Here is a 14,861-nt window from a genome sequence, read left to right as displayed (position 1 = left end):
CGGCTTGCCCCGACGCGCGCGTCAGTGACGGCGCGGCCGGAACTCGGCCGTCCGCTCGCTCGGGGCGTGGCCGGTCAGGACGACGTCGGGGACCGCCGTCGGAACCCTCGGGTCCGGGAACTCGGCCGGCACCGGCTTCATGTCGGGCGGATGGTCCCAGCCCGGCGGCGGAGGCGGGAACGGACCCGATTGCTCGATCAGCTGCCCGTAGTACTCCAGCCACTTGCCGTGATCGAAGGTGACGGCCGCGACGATGCGGCCGCGGCGGCCGTAGGCGGCGGCGAAGTGGCGCTCTTTGACGGACCCTTGGGTGAAGACGATCTCGTCGCCGAAGGGCGGCACGCCGACGGACTTGATGTTCACGCCGAACTGACCGGACCAGAAGCCGGGGAGCAGCAGATGCGGACGATAGTGGGGCTCGAGGTTCACCATGTTGTGCGCCGCGACCCCGGCGCCGAGAACGGCGTTGTCCCAGTGCTCCATCGCCAGGAACTGGTACTCGTACAGCACATGCGGCGCACGCGCCACGTCACCAGCCACGTAGATGCTGTCGGTCACCACTCCGTTGATGTCGAAGGCACGACCACCGGCGTCGCACCCGACACCCCAGAAGCCGGACGCCAGCCCGGAGCCCTCCAGCCACTCCACGTTGCGGATCGACCCCAAGGAGGCCACCACCACATCGGCGTCGACAGTGGTGCCGTCGGACAGATGCGCACGCCGCACATGCCCGCCCGAGTCGCCCTCCAGTGACGACACGCCCAGCCCGCAGCGCAGGTCCACGCCGTGATCGCGCTGCATCTGCGCGGCGATCTCCCCGATCACCCCGCCGAGCGCGCCGACCAGCGGCGCCGAACCCCGCTCGACGACGGTCACCGGGAGATCGAGTTCCCGGCACACAGAGGCAACCTCCGAGCCGATGAACCCGGCACCGACGACCAACACTCGCGACGGCGGCGCAGCCAGCGCCTTCTGCAACTGCTCTGCATCATCACGCGAACGAATCGTGTGGACCCCGTCCAGGGCGGCCTCGTCCGGGTTCGGCCACTGCCGCGCGCGGGTGCCCGTGGCGATCAGCAACCGGTCGTACGGGACCTGCTCCCCATTCGCCAGACGTACCTGCTTGGCGACCCGGTCCAACCCGATGGCTGCCACCCCCAGCCGCCACTCCGCATCCACTTCGCGCAGGCGGGGCAGCTTGGTGTGGTCGGCCGGCACCCAGCCCTTGAGCACCTGCTTGGACAGCGGAGGACGGTCGTAGGGCTCGTACGGCTCGTCCCCGATGATGGTCAGAGACCCGGTGAAGCCCTCCTCACGCAGGGTTTCCGCGGCCCGCAGCCCGGCCAGGGAGGCACCCACGACGACGATCCGGCCGTTGGCCCGGAACTCGCGTACCAACCCTGCCACCGTTGCCGGCACGGTCATGACGTCTCGCCCCGCTCCGCGCCGTCCAGGCGGTCGATCACGATCGCCTGCACCGGACACGCCGCAGCGGCTCGCTCGACCTGCAGGCGCCGCGCGTCATCGGGGTTCGGCTCGTAGGTGAGCGCCTCCTGACCGTTCAACCTGAAGACCTCGTGCGCCAGATACACGCATTGCGCGTATCCCTGACAGCGATTCAGGTCCACGATGATCCGCATGGGCAGACTCCTTCCGATCTGCCGGCCCAGCTGGAGTTCACCCCTCACCCCCGACGCCACCGGCTGAGCAGCCGCATGTTCGATCTTCTTCGCCGGGGTGCTGCTTTCGCGGTGACGCTTGCTCCCGGTGACCGTCACGGTCCGAAGGTCTCGGACAGATCCGCTGACATCGGCATCCAGGTCTGCCCCGGCCGTTCCGCCCTAAGAAAATGCTCCTCCCGCCCTCCGACGATCGCAAACCCGCTGCTGCGATCAACACCCCGTCGCGCGCTCTGGGTGGCGTGAGTTTGCGGACCGGTCTTGGACGCGTGGCGGAAGAGCGGACCCGCTTGCCCGCATGAGTGTGCCGGATGAAGCGGCGGATCCCGCCAGAGCTTCCCGGGTCGCGGCCCGCCGACGAGGAGCCGACATGACCAAGGCAGGATCCGCCTGGACGACCGATTGCGAGTGAACGCCTTGGCATCACCCGCTCTCCGTTGCCGCGGGAGGTGCTCCGGCCGCGGCGGCTCCGGTGATCGACGCCCCGCCGCCGTGCAACGTGCGCCGGGCGGCCGATCTGTCGCGGCTGCTTGTGTCCGGTGCCGTGCTGCTGGTGGCGGTGCTGCCGGCCGTCGAGGCGTTCGCGCGCACCCCCAGGACACAGCAGGGGCTGCTCGACGCGGCGACCGCGCTACCACCGGGCTTGCGCGATGGCGTCCTCGGGGCGGTGCAAGTGGTCGCTGTCGTTGCGCCGGTGGTGGCCTTCGGCGTCCTGGGGCGGACCGCGTCGGCCCGAAATGCCCTGCAGCCTGCTGGACGATAACGTCACCACGCTGGCCTTCCCCATCTTCGCCGCGCTGGACACAGGGCTGGCCGCGCATACCAGCGGTGCACCGTGACAGGGATGCTTCCGGCGCGGGCTGACGCGGGCCTGCCCCCGCCACCGCAGCCATGCCTTCTTCTCCCCCGCCCGCTGGGATGCGGACATCTGGGCTTATCCCTGTCCCGCCTGGCCGTGCGGCACCTGCTGCCCGAGGGCGCGGTGCTGACCGCACAGGTGCGCGGGCGTGAAGAACGTCGACGCCGGGTCGCCGTCGCGGTCCATGTCGTACCACGCGAGGTCGAGCGCAGCTTTCGCATGCTGCTCAGCGCCTGGCGCCGGCGACGGTCTCCGCCTGCAGGCCGTGTGGTCGCGCCCGGACAGTCACGCTCTCGCTGGCTCGCGCGTCACGTACGGCGGCGTCGACGAGCCGCTGTGCTGCCTCGATACCGGGCGTCGAGTACAGGGTGACCAGGACGTGCCCCAAGTGAACGACTGCGCGCCGCCACGACGAGCCGGTACCCCCCGCGGTGGCGGTCGCCTCGGCGTACAGCGCCCGCGGTGCCTCGTCGTCGCGCGTCTCGAACGCTGCCCGACCGGCGAGGGTGTGCGCCTGAGCAGCGACCGCCTGTATGTCAGCCTCTCCAGCACCTGGGTGCGCTGAACGCGCTGCTCCCGGTGGTGGTCAATGCGGGCGATGTTCGCGCAAAACGGCTGGGCGACCTCCCCGCGGGCCCGCCGCGAGCCCGGAGTCCGCCAGCCACTCGACGTTGCGGATCGTGCCCCAGCGCCACGACGCACACGTCGCCTCGATGCCGTTGCTGTCGAACACCTCCGCACGCCTCCGCACCGGGAAGCGTTCCCGGACAGGCCGGTGAACGTCCCCGCGGTGCGCAGGTCCTCGCTGTGGTTGCGTCGCACAAGGCCCACAAGCCTGGTCAGGTGCCGCGGAGGGCGCCCACCGCGTCCTCGCAAGTACGCAGGGTGAACACACGCTGTCGCAACCAACGCAAGGCAAGGCCCGACGCGCCCAGTAGAGGGCTGGCGAGAGGCAGCTCGCACCCGAAGAGCGGTGTCGGTTGGCACTCATGCGTATCGGTCACCCCGGTTACCTTCGCCACTTCGACATTTCCATACGGCGTATGGTAGCAATGGAAGGGCAGTTCCATACAGCGTATGAAACTCGTCGCTCGGACCACGCCAGGCGCCGCACGTCGCCTGACAGAACCGCCGTTGGCGCAGATCACGCCAACCGGGAAGGAAAAGATCATGAAGCAGCCCACGAAGCGAATCGCCCTCGCTGTCTCCTCCGTCGCGGTCGCCGGTGTCGCCGTCCTCGGTGCCGGAGGCACCGCTTCGGCCGCGCCCCTCGCATCCACACACGTCCAGCGCCCGGCCGAAGGGGCCGTGGCCGCTGATTACAGCTGGGACCACGGTGTCGGCTACCTGCTCGAGCAGGGCTACTCCTGCGACGCGATCCGCGGCTGGCACCAGGACCACCACCACACCGACTCGCCCCGGCACGACTGTGACGGTCTCTTCTACCGCGATGGCCACTTCTACCGCGGGGAGGGTGAGGGACACGTCTGGAAGTCGGACAGGTCGTACCACCACGACCGAAACCGCCTCTGGCACGACGGCCGGGGCAGGGACCACTACTACCTGATCCGCGACGACCGGTGAGACGGGACTGGTCGAGGCCGTGGGACCGGCCGTTCCTCGCGGTCCGATCCCCGCCTGCGGCAGAGACACGCCCGGCGGTCGGGGACCGGCGCCCGCGACCTGCTGGTCCACCTCCGCCCGCGCTGCCTCTTCGCCACAGGCCGGGCATGAGGCACCGCCGAGCCACGCACAGAAGCGGAAAGTCAATGAAGAAGTCCTTGAAGGCCATAGAGCGGCGGGTCGCCGTACAACTGGTCGTCTCGCGCGACTCCTCAGTGCCCCTGTGCGTACGTCTGCGGTACGAGCCCACTGATCCCTACGTCGTCCGTGCCGCCTTCTTCGTCGACTGTGACGAGCCGGTCGAATGGGTTCTGGGGCGGGATCTTCTGGCTGGTGGCCTGAAGGGGTCCGCAGGCTACGCAGACGTCCGGATCTGGTCGGCCGCGGGGCGGGGCGACCAGTTGATGTACATCGCCCTCGGATCCTCCGCCGGCACCGCCTTGCTCGAGGTCCCTGTGATGGACCTCATGTCCTTCCTCCAGAACACGGAGGCTCTGGTGCCACGAGGTACCGAGTCCGGACACATCGACTGGGACGTCGAACTGGCACGCCTCCCCTCGCAAGGCTGACCGCCGACCATCCAAGCTCCGAAGAAAAGGAACCTGTCATGTCCCAGTACCAGCTTCGCGTCTACACCCTGCGCAGCCTTGATGCCCTCTCCGACTACGAGAAGATCTGGGCCAAGCACATTCCCGGTATGGCCAAGCACCGGATCACCACGCACGGCGTCTGGACGCTGCCCGCGGCGCCCGGAAGCGACACTCCCCGGCTGTACGCCCTCGTTTCCTACAAGGACGCCGACGACGTGCGGGAGCGGCTGGAGGCATACCTGTCGAGTCCTGAATTCCTCGCGGACATGGAGGGCTTCGACATCAGCCAGATCGTCGGCCTCGACGAGACCCTCCTGACGCCCACCGTGGACTCACCCTTGCGCTGACGGTCGGCCTGCGACGAGTGACGGGGCCAGAAGGGCCGGCACCCGGCGGCCCTTCGATGGTGGTTCCGGTGTCGTCGATGGCGACCCACCAGTGGTGGCCCTTGCTGCCTTCGATACCGACCCATAAGCAGGGCACCTGTGGCCTCGCCTGCTCCCGTCGACCGGGCGCCCCTGCGACGGCACGAGGAACTGCTCCTGCGGGTGTTCTCGTGCCGACCGTCACCGGTCCTCGCAGTAACCGCTTCTCTGTTCAGCCCCTTTGAATCCGACGACAGCCCTTCCGATGGCCCTCCCCGGATGACTCAAAGCACCAGGAGTAAGACCCCATGAAGTCATTGAGAACTGTGATCCAGGGGCTACCTGCGAAGCTCGTAGGCGCGCACGCGACGTCCTTGCCCTTGATCATGAAGCTGCGGTACGAGCCGAGCGACCCCTATGTCGTCCATGTCGCATTCACCACCGATGGCGACAGCGACGAGCTGGTGGAATGGATCATCGGGCGCGATCTGCTGATCGACGGCCTGGAGGGCCCCGCCGGCGAGGGGGACGTTCGCATATGGCCCACCGGCGAGGAGGGCTGGCGCGACTTGTACATCCTTCTCAACCCGCCGTCCGGTTCGGCCTTGCTCAAGGCCCCGGCGCAGGAATTCAAGGCGTTCCTGCAGGAAACCGAGGCAGTGGTGCCCAGGGGGGCCGAGCTCGGCCACAGCGACATCGACCGCTTGCTGGCTCACTTCCTCGCCGAAGGGTGAGTCCTGTCAGGGTGCGACCTGAGGCAGGCACACGGACGTCTGCGCATCGGTGTTCACCGCCATGGTGAGTGGATGTCCGCAGTCGTGGCGTCGAGGGCGGCCGGATCGAAGCCGGCCTCGGTCAGGAAGTTCGCCGCGACTCCGCGGCCGACCCGCCCCGGTGAGACCAGCCGCCACGCGGCAACCCACTACCTGTGTCGCTTCGCCCACATCCCCCCGCTCCGTATCTCGCCGCTCGTCGGCCGGCTCTGCCGCAGGGACGGACCTGAAGGCGTTGTGTACGTCGTCGTGGTGCGCCCTGCAGCGGAAGGCCGACTGCCGTTTGTCCGCTTTGCTCTCGCCCCGCAGGGCCATCGCCGCCTATGCGCAGGAGCGCGGCGACGACGACATCCGCACCCCCGCCGACCTGGGTCGCGTGCTGGTGGAGGTACGATGCGGCGATCACGCTGTCGGCCACCAGAACCGTCCATGGCAGGTGAGCACCGTGGCCGCGCCGGTACGTGACGGCGGCGAGGCGGTCGCGGCGTTGTCGGTCGTGGCGCCCGGCACCGGTTCGCCGAACCCGGGGTACGGGCCGGCCGTGCGCGCGACGGCGCGTGCGATTTCCCGCCGTCTCGTCGACGACGGTGGTCGGACCATGCCAGTCGAAGCCGCGGACGGGCACCGGTGGCGTGACCGGGCCGCCCGCGCCGGCTGCCGTTGTGCGCCCCGCAGCTCTCCTGTTGGGAAGGTCAGTCGGTACAGGTGTCGAGCCTCGGGCGTGGCGAAGCCGGTGCCCTCCTACCTGATCCTGCGGTCGATCGTCTGCCTGCACGCACGCCCCCGCCGACTGCGTGGACCCCAGGACCGAAGCAGACGGTGCTCCTCGCTGTCCTCGGTGAGCACAGGGGGGAGTGGAGGTCGGTACGGTGCACTCGTTGGGGTGTCGGGCTTGGCCGATTGCCTCGAGTATCCCGGGGACATCGCCCGCGACAGGAGTTTGGAGGGCGGCGTTCACTGTGAGGAAGGACGGGGACACTTCCTCAAGCCCGAGCATGCGCCGCATTCCACGTGGCGTACCAGGGTGGTACAGCCGCGGTTGATCAAGTCCTCACGCTGGGCACCGGCAAAGGACGCTGTGTCGTAGTCGGCTACCTCCCGGAGCTGTTGTCTCAACAGTTGCCATGCGACCGGTGCTTGGGCCATGAGGGCCAGCATCCAACAGCTCTTGTCACAGGGGAGATCCCCCGGCATGGGACATGATCGGGGGCACCCTGTTGGCGGTCGCCCGTGCTGATGACCCCTGCACCCGGGCTCTGATTGGCGATGTCCGAGGCCATGGGTTGCCCATGTAGCGCGATCACCAGCAGCCCGCGCCCCGCGCACTGCTCCAAGAGGCGGTCTCCCGACAGACCTCGCGCACCCTTACGCCCTTTCTACGCCCTCTTCAGCCGTACATGCCCCGCGTCAGTTCCTGTCGAGGTCTGTACGGCTCTCGGTATTACATGTGAGCGCAGAGGCGAGTACTCGCCCATTACCGCTGGTCACTAGCCCAGGTCCGGAAGAAAAGGTTCCAGGTGATGCCGTGGAGAGCGCGCTTCGCTGGGCTGAATGCCGGCGGGTGGGAAGTTTGTCCGACCCGTGGGTCAGGGGTGAACCCCTCAGGTGGCCACCCGTCCTGCTACATGTGCACGACAGGTGCCGCGTTCTCGTCCTGCTGGGGCACACCCCGGCGGTAGAGCAGGGCAGTGACGACGAGGCCGATGGCGAAGACGGCCGCCGACCACCAGTAGGCCGTGGAATAAGCCTCGAGGCCGGCCTGAGCCAGGACGCCGGGGTCCTTGGAGTTGCGGCCGGAGAGGTAGCCGGTGGCTGCGTCGGATGCCATCGTGCTGAGCAAGGCGATACCGATGGAACCGCCTATCTGCTGCAGGGTGTTGACAGCGGCCGACGCGACGCCGGCATCGGTTGCCTCCACGCCGGAGGTCGCCAGGCTCATGGCGGGCGCGATGACCGTGCCCAGCCCGATGCCGACGAGCACCAGCTGGGGCAGTACCTGCATCACGTATCCGCTGTTCAATTCCAGCTCGGTCATCCAGATGAGCCCGGCGGCCGCGATGGCCATGCCCAGCGGGACCACCGGCTTCGGCCCCATACGCGCCACGAGGACGTTGTTGGCCACGGCGGAGGCGGACGACGAGGCCACGATCATGGGCAGAAAGGCGAAGCCGGTGTTCAGAGCGCTGTAGCCGAGGCTCTGCTGCAGGTAGTAGGTCAGGAACAGGAACACGCCGAACATCCCCGCGCCGGTGACGAAGAGGGCGGCGAAGGAGGCGCCGCGGTTGCGGTCCAGCAGGACTCGCAGGGGCAGCAGCGGATACGCCGCCCTGTTCTGCCACGACACGAAGACGGCCACCAGTACGGCACCGGCCGCCAGCATGCCCCATGTCGCCGGCGAACCCCAGCCGTACGTTTCGGCGTTCGAGAATCCGTAGACCAGGCAGAACAGGCCGATGGAGGCCAGCAGGGTGCCGGGTACGTCGAGCTTGGAGGACGTGTCGCGCGGGGTGCGGTGCAGCAGGGCTGCCCCACCGACGAACGCCGCCACCGCAAAGATCACGTTGACGTACATGGTCCAGCGCCAGTCCAGGTACTGGGTCAGCACGCCGCCGAGAATCAGGCCGATGGCTCCGCCGGCACCGGCGACCGAGCCTGCGACGGTGAAGGCCCTGGCTCGTTCGCGCGGATCGGTGAAGGTGGTCATCAGGAGCGAGAGGGCGGACGGGGCCAGCAGGGCGGCGAACAGCCCCTGCACGGCACGCGCGATGACGAGCGCGGCGAATCCGTTCGCCGCGCCCGCAACCATGGAAGCGGCCGCGAAGCCGGCCAGACCTACCAAGAAGGTCACCTTCCGACCGGCCAGGTCCGCGATGCGGCCGCCGAGCAGCAGCAGGCTGCCGAAGGCCAGCGCGTAGGCGGTGACCACCCACTGCCGGTCGGCGTCGGCGAAGCCGAGGTCGTGCTGGGCGGACGGCAGGGCGATGTTCACGATGGTGCCGTCGAGGACACCCATCAGCATGGCCAGCGAAACGACCAGCAGAATCCACCAGCGCCGCTGGTGCGACAGCTCGGGCACATTCTCAGGTGCGGTCTCGGCGCCGCGAGCAGCGGCGGTGGCGTTCTGGGACATGCGGGCAGCCCTCCGGACAGCGCATGGGGGGTGGCGTAAGAGAGAAAGGAACCGATCGAGATCAGGTACGGCTCACCCGGCACGGGGCGCCACCTCGCGCTCACGGCAGTAGTACTCGGCGGCTGGCCGCCTCGGTGAACGGATGGGTGATGCGGCTCGACGAGGCCGGCGAACTCCCGGTTCGGGAGGGAGACCGGCAACAAGCCGACGAGATGGTCATTCCCCGGGTCAGCGTCATGCGGCTGCCCTGCAGAGGCTGAAGAACCACCCCGCCGGGCGGTGTTACCCGATGTGACGGGGGTGGCTCCCGCATATCGCAGCCTGGGATCGCCCGACTGCGTGCGCGGCTCAGGGGCCGGTGCCTGGGGCGCAGCGCCTCAGCAGGCGTGGTTCAAAGGCCGGCGTCCCGCCCGTCACGATCGCCGGTGAGCCGGCTTTCCAGACCCGTGATCAGCGTGTCCAGCACGAGGCGGAACATGTGGTCCTGGTCAGGGCCTTCAGGAGCTGTGTCCGCAGAGTCAGGGTCTGCATCCCCGTCACCGTCTTCACCATCGTCAAAGCCTGGGGGCTTGAGGGTCGACCACTGGTGGAGCGAGCCGTTGATTTCGGCGGCGAGGACTCCGATGACGACGGCGACCATCAGCGCCGCGATCTCCGAGACCTCTGACTGCGGAACCCCGGCAGCCTCCACGATCGCGGTGAGCGCGGTCCAGAACGGGTCGTCGGGCTGGATGAAGTCCGGCTGGTGGCTGAACGAGTAGGCCATCAGTTCGGGGTGACGGTGCGCCAGGGTCCGGAAGTCCGTTGCGAGCAGGCGGATGCGCTCCTGCCAGGGAGCGTCCTCAAGCGTCACGGTGCGGAACTGGGCGCCGACCATTCTGGTCACGCCACGCAGCACCGCTTGCTTGTTCGGCACGTGGTGGTACAGCGACATCGGGTTCGCGTCGAGCTTGGTGGCGAGTTTGCGCATGGTGAGCGCCTCGACACCGTCCGCGTCGATCAGCCGCAGGGCGGCGGCGTAGATCCCGGCCTCGGTCAGAGGCACGTCCCTCTTCCTCGTTCCCCGCGGGGGATGCCTCACCTTACTTTCCATACCTCGTACGGTATCAGTTTCGTACGTCGTATGAAAATGGCCCAGATCACAGCGTCCACCAGGCGACCAGGCTTGCTTCACATTTCCATACGTCGTATGGTACCAATTCCATACGGCGTATGTTTCCGTACGGCGCCACGGCATCGACCTGAGCAGCGCGCCCTTGCCCATTCCCCTCCACGCAGAGGAGCAAGCCATGACCACGCACTCCGCGAACGACCTTCGCCCCATCCGGTCCCCGCGCGGGATCCCCCTCCTGGGCAACACGCCGCAGATCCCCGGCACCAACCCGGTGGAGTACTTCGCCGAGCTGTCCAAGCAGTTCCCCGAGGGCATCTACGGCTTGGACATCGCCGGTATCGAGCAGATCTTCGTCTACGACCCGGACCTGGTGGCCGAGGTCTCCGACGAGACGCGGTTCTTCAAGCAGATCGAGAAGACGCCGCTGCAGCATGTCCGGGACTTCGCGGGTTCGGGCCTGTTCACGGCCCACCAGCACGAAGAGGAATGGGGCATGGCGCACCGGATCCTCCTGCCGGCCTTCAGCCAGCGCGCCATGAGGAATTACTTCGGGCAGATGCTGGAGATCGCCCAGAACCTGGCGGGCAAGTGGGAGCGCCGGGAGGGCCAGTCGGTCAACATCACCGACGACTACACCCGGCTCACCCTGGACACCATCGCCCTGTCCGGGTTCGGCTACCGGTTCGACTCCTTCGAGAAGGAGGAGCTGCACCCCTTCCTCAACGCGCTGCTGGAGGCGCTGATCGAGTCGCTGCGGCGCTCGCAGGAACTCCCGATGATGACCAAGCTCCGCAAGGCCGATGCCAAGAGGTACGGCGCGAACATCCAGATGATGCAGGAGCTGGTCGAAAATGTGATCAAGGAGCGCCGCGAGGGGCAGTCCAGCGGTGAGGATGACCTGCTGGGTCTGATGCTGGAGGCCACCGACCCGGAGACCGGCAAGAAGCTGGACATCGACAACGTCCGCGACCAGGTGCTGACGTTCCTGATCGCCGGTCACGAGACCACCAGTGGTCTGCTGTCGTTCGCCACGTACTCGCTGATGCGCAACCCGTCCGTGCTGGCCCAGGCGTATGCCGAGGTGGACCGCCTGCTGCCGGGCGACACCGTGCCGGACTACGACACGATCATGCAGATGGACGTCATCCCGCGGATCCTGGACGAGACGCTGCGCCTGTGGGCTCCCATCCCGTCGTTCGGCAAGACGGCGCGGGAGGACACCGTCATCGGCGGCCGCTACGAGCTGAAGAAGGACACGAAGGTCCTCATCCTCGAGGGCCCGCTGCACACCCACCCCAAGGCGTGGGAGCGGCCGGAGGAGTTCGACATCGACCGGTGGCTGCCGGAGAACCGGGTCAATCAGCACCCGCACGCCTACAAGCCGTTCGGCAACGGCCTACGTGCCTGCATCGGCCGCCAGTTCGCGCTCGTCGAGGCCCGCCTGGCCCTTGCGCTGGTGCTGCAGAAGTTCAAGTTCGCCGACACCAGCGACTACAAGATGGACCCCCGGGAGGCGCTGACGCGCAAGCCCGGCAACTTCGAGCTGGTCGTCCGCCGCCGTCAGGAGCACGAGCGGACCGTCTTCGGCGCCGAGGCCCTGCAGACCGACGACACGCAGGCGCAGGCAGCGGTGAGCGGCGTCGGGGTCAACATGACCGTCGCCTACGGCTCCAGCCTCGGCTCCAGCGAGGACCTGGCGCGCACCATCGCCGACCGCAGTGAGCGCTCCGGCTTCGGCACCACGCTGGTGAGCCTGGACGAGCTGGGCGAGAACCTGCCCAGCGAGGGCCTGCTCGTGGTCGTCGCCTCCAGCTACAACGGCAAGGCCCCCGACAACGCCCAGCACTTCGACGACCTGCTGGCCGCCGGACTGCCCGAGGGCTCCCTGTCCAATGTGCGGTTCGCACTGCTGGGCGCGGGCAACACCCAATGGGTGGCCACCTACCAGGCCTTCCCCAAGCGGATCGAGGAAGGTCTGCTGGCCGCCGGCGCCACCCCCGTCGTCGAGCGCGGCATCGCGGACGCCGCCGGTGACTTCGACGGCATGGCCACGCGGTGGATGGACAACCTGTGGGCCACTCTGGCCGAGGAATACGCCGCCGACACCTCCCAGGCGAGCGGCCCCCGCTACCAGGTCCAGTTGCTCACCGAGTCCGACGTGCGCCCCGCGATCGTCTCCGAGCAGGCGTACCCGCTCACCGTGGTGGCCAACGAGGAGCTCGTGGCCGACGCGACCGGCCTGTGGGACTTCGCCATCGAGCCGCCGCGCCCGTCGGCGAAGTCCATCACCGTCGAGCTGCCCGAGGGCGTCACCTACGACACCGGCAACCACCTGGCCGTCTTCGCCAAGAACGAACTCGCCCTGGTCGAGCGCGCCCTGAAGCGGCTCGGCGTCGACTACGACCAGGTGCTGCGGCTCGAGCAGCCGGCCGGTGGCCGCACCCACCTGCCGGTCGGCACCCCGGTCACCGCCGGCCTGCTGCTCACCGAGTTCCTGGAACTGCAGGACGTGGCCACCCGGTCCCAGATCCAGACCCTCGCCGAGAACACGGCGTGCCCATGGACCCGGCCGCAGCTCCAGGCGTACACCGCCGAGACGGAGGAGGCCGAGGAGCGCTACCAGAAGGAGATCCTCGGCAAGCGTGTCTCCGTCCTGGGCCTGCTCGAGCGCTTCCCGGCCGTCGAACTGCCGCTGGCGGTCTTCCTGGAGATGATGGGCCCCATCCGTCCCCGCTTCTACTCCATCTCCTCCGCCCCGTCGGCCAACCCGCACCACGTGCGCCTGACCGTCGGCCTGCTGGAGGGCCCGGCCCTGTCCGGCGACGGCCAGTACCGCGGCACCTGCTCCTCCTACATCGCGAGCCTGGAGCCCGGAGACGTCGTCTACGGCTACGTCCGCGTGCCCTCCCCGACGTTCGCCCCGCCCGCCGACCCCGCCACGCCGCTGATCCTCATCGGCCCCGGCACCGGCATCGCGCCGCTGCGCGGTTTCCTGGAGGAGCGGGCGACACAGCACGCGAACGGCACCCAGGTGGGCCTGTCCCAGGTGTTCGTCGGCTGCCGCCACCCGGAGCACGACTACTTCTACCGCCAGGAGATGCAGGACTGGCAGCAGGCCGGCATCGCCCAGGTGCACACCGCCTACTCGGCGGTGACCGGCCACCCCGCCCGGTTCGTGCAGAACGCCATCGCGAACGCCGCAGACACCGTGTGGCAGGCGATCCAGGACGGCGCGTACATCTACGTCTGCGGTGACGGCCGCCGCATGGCCCCCGCCGTCCGCGAGGCCCTCGCCGCCATCCACCGCCAGAACACCGGCAGCGACGACGAGACCGCCCAGCAGTGGCTCGCCCAGCTCGAAGCGGACGAGCGCTACCAGCAGGACGTCTTCGCCTGACCCTCGCACGCCGTCAAGGCGCGCCGACCCCAGCCGCCGGGAGGCGTGCGGACGTCCTGCCTCCCCCGCACGCCACCCGGCCCCACCAGCCACTCAGACACCCCATGGCACCCATGGCCCGGACCACCGGGCCGTGCCGCTCACAGAAAGCAGATCACCATGGACACCATGCTCGCCGGACGCTTCCACCTGGACAGCAAGAAGTTCGCCGTGGAAGAGGTCCCGATCCCCGTGCCGGGCCCGGGCGAGGTCCTCATCGAGGTCAAGGCCGCCGGCGTCTGCCTCTCCGACGTCCACCTGCTCGACGGCTCCCTCGTCCCGCTGTTCGCCACCTCCGACACGGTCACCGTCGGCCACGAGGTCTCCGGTGTGATCCACACGCTCGGCCCCGACCTCAAGCGCGGCCTGGCCGTCGGCGCCCGCGTCACCCTGGAGGCCGGCAAGACCTGCGGTAAGTGCGCCGGATGCGTGCGCCACCGCCCCTGCACCCAGATGCTCACCGCCGGCATCGACTACGACGGCGGCTGGGCCGAGTATGTGATCGCCCGCGAGGACACCCTCATCCCCATTCCCGACAGTCTCCCCTTCGACCAGGCCGCGATCATCCCCGACGCGGTCTCCACCCCCTACGCCGCCGTCGTCGCCACCGCGGGCGTCCGTGCCGCCCAGTCCGTCGGTGTCTGGGGCGTGGGCGGAGTCGGTGCGCACAACGTACGCCTCGCCCGCCTGGTCGGCGCCGCCCCGATCATCGCCGTCGACCCGCTGCCCAGCGCCCGCGAGCGCGCGCTGGCGTTCGGCGCGGATCTCGCCCTCGACCCGACGGCCGACGACTTCGCCGACCAGGTGTACGCGGCCACCGCTGGACGAGGCCTCGACTTCGCCTTCGACTGCGCAGGCGTCCCCGCCGTCCGCGACCAGGCCGCCTCCGTGCTCGGTCTGGGCGGCTCCCTGATCCTGGTCGGCATCACACCCCGGCCACTGACCATCACCGAGGGCCTGACCTTCAACTACCTGCAGAAGCAGGTGCGCGGCCACTACGGCGGCTTCCCCGAGTCCGTCTCCGAGCTGGTGCAGCTGACCGCAGCCGGCCGCCTCGACCTCGCCCCCTCCATCACCGACCACATCCCGCTCGCCGAGGCGGCCGACGCGGTCGACCGGCTGGAGAACAAGATCGGCGACCCGATCCGCCTCATCCTCGTCCCCTGACGCCCGTCAGCAGGACGACAAGCCACCCTGGGCAGGGGTGAGTGGGCGCCGGTGTTTGAGGGAGCGCCGGCGCCCACGGCTTTCCGAGGAGGCGTGGGCGCGGCAAGTGGAGGACGGCGGTCAGC

Annotated in this window: 11 protein-coding genes; 7 read left to right on the top strand and 4 right to left on the bottom strand. The window is 68.8% G+C overall.

What is annotated here, in order from left to right; all coding sequences use genetic code 11:
• Positions 1–21 precede the first annotated feature (21 nt).
• Together QRN89_RS34575 and QRN89_RS34570 are read right to left on the bottom strand one after the other, a co-directional pair.
• A complete protein-coding gene (locus QRN89_RS34575; RefSeq protein WP_290353350.1) occupies positions 22–1,425 on the bottom strand; it encodes an NAD(P)/FAD-dependent oxidoreductase in 1,404 nt (467 codons plus the stop codon).
• Positions 1,422–1,640, bottom strand: coding sequence for a ferredoxin (locus QRN89_RS34570; protein WP_290353973.1), 219 nt, complete (start codon positions 1,638–1,640; stop codon positions 1,422–1,424). The genes QRN89_RS34575 and QRN89_RS34570 overlap by 4 nt, the downstream gene beginning before the upstream one ends.
• 511 nt (positions 1,641–2,151) lie before the next feature.
• Here QRN89_RS34570 and QRN89_RS34565 point away from each other — a divergent pair.
• From QRN89_RS34565 to QRN89_RS34545, 5 genes are all read left to right on the top strand, one after another.
• Positions 2,152–2,442, top strand: coding sequence for a hypothetical protein (locus QRN89_RS34565; protein WP_290353349.1), 291 nt, complete (start codon positions 2,152–2,154; stop codon positions 2,440–2,442).
• Positions 2,443–3,708: 1,266 nt separating this feature from the next.
• Positions 3,709–4,122: a hypothetical protein gene (locus QRN89_RS34560; protein WP_290353348.1), complete on the top strand. Its 414-nt coding sequence runs from the start codon at positions 3,709–3,711 to the stop codon at positions 4,120–4,122.
• Between the two features lie 185 nt (positions 4,123–4,307).
• Entirely contained in the window at positions 4,308–4,730 is a 423-nt protein-coding gene (locus QRN89_RS34555) for an SsgA family sporulation/cell division regulator (RefSeq protein ID WP_290353347.1), read from the top strand.
• A 38-nt stretch (positions 4,731–4,768) separates the two neighbouring features.
• Positions 4,769–5,098, top strand: coding sequence for an NIPSNAP family protein (locus QRN89_RS34550; protein ID WP_290353346.1), 330 nt, complete (start codon positions 4,769–4,771; stop codon positions 5,096–5,098).
• Positions 5,099–5,424: 326 nt separating this feature from the next.
• Positions 5,425–5,850, top strand: coding sequence for an SsgA family sporulation/cell division regulator (locus QRN89_RS34545; protein WP_290353345.1), 426 nt, complete (start codon positions 5,425–5,427; stop codon positions 5,848–5,850).
• Positions 5,851–7,510: 1,660 nt separating this feature from the next.
• Here QRN89_RS34545 and QRN89_RS34535 read toward each other — a convergent pair.
• Together QRN89_RS34535 and QRN89_RS34530 are read right to left on the bottom strand one after the other, a co-directional pair.
• Positions 7,511–9,019: an MFS transporter gene (locus QRN89_RS34535; RefSeq protein WP_290353344.1), complete on the bottom strand. Its 1,509-nt coding sequence runs from the start codon at positions 9,017–9,019 to the stop codon at positions 7,511–7,513.
• Between the two features lie 391 nt (positions 9,020–9,410).
• Positions 9,411–10,064, bottom strand: a complete 654-nt coding sequence (locus QRN89_RS34530) for a TetR/AcrR family transcriptional regulator (RefSeq protein ID WP_290353343.1) — start codon at positions 10,062–10,064, stop codon at positions 9,411–9,413.
• 244 nt (positions 10,065–10,308) lie between these two features.
• On the opposite strand from QRN89_RS34530, the gene QRN89_RS34525 reads away from it, so the two are divergent.
• Both QRN89_RS34525 and QRN89_RS34520 read left to right on the top strand, forming a co-directional pair.
• Complete coding sequence (locus QRN89_RS34525) at positions 10,309–13,530, top strand: bifunctional cytochrome P450/NADPH--P450 reductase (protein WP_290353342.1); 3,222 nt, start codon at positions 10,309–10,311, stop codon at positions 13,528–13,530.
• A 159-nt stretch (positions 13,531–13,689) separates the two neighbouring features.
• Positions 13,690–14,736, top strand: coding sequence for a zinc-binding dehydrogenase (locus QRN89_RS34520; protein WP_290353341.1), 1,047 nt, complete (start codon positions 13,690–13,692; stop codon positions 14,734–14,736).
• Positions 14,737–14,861: the final 125 nt, after the last annotated feature.

The organism is Streptomyces sp. HUAS CB01 (assembly GCF_030406905.1).
Classification (GTDB): domain Bacteria; phylum Actinomycetota; class Actinomycetes; order Streptomycetales; family Streptomycetaceae; genus Streptomyces; species Streptomyces chengbuensis.
This window is presented reverse-complemented; position numbering and strand designations above follow the sequence as displayed.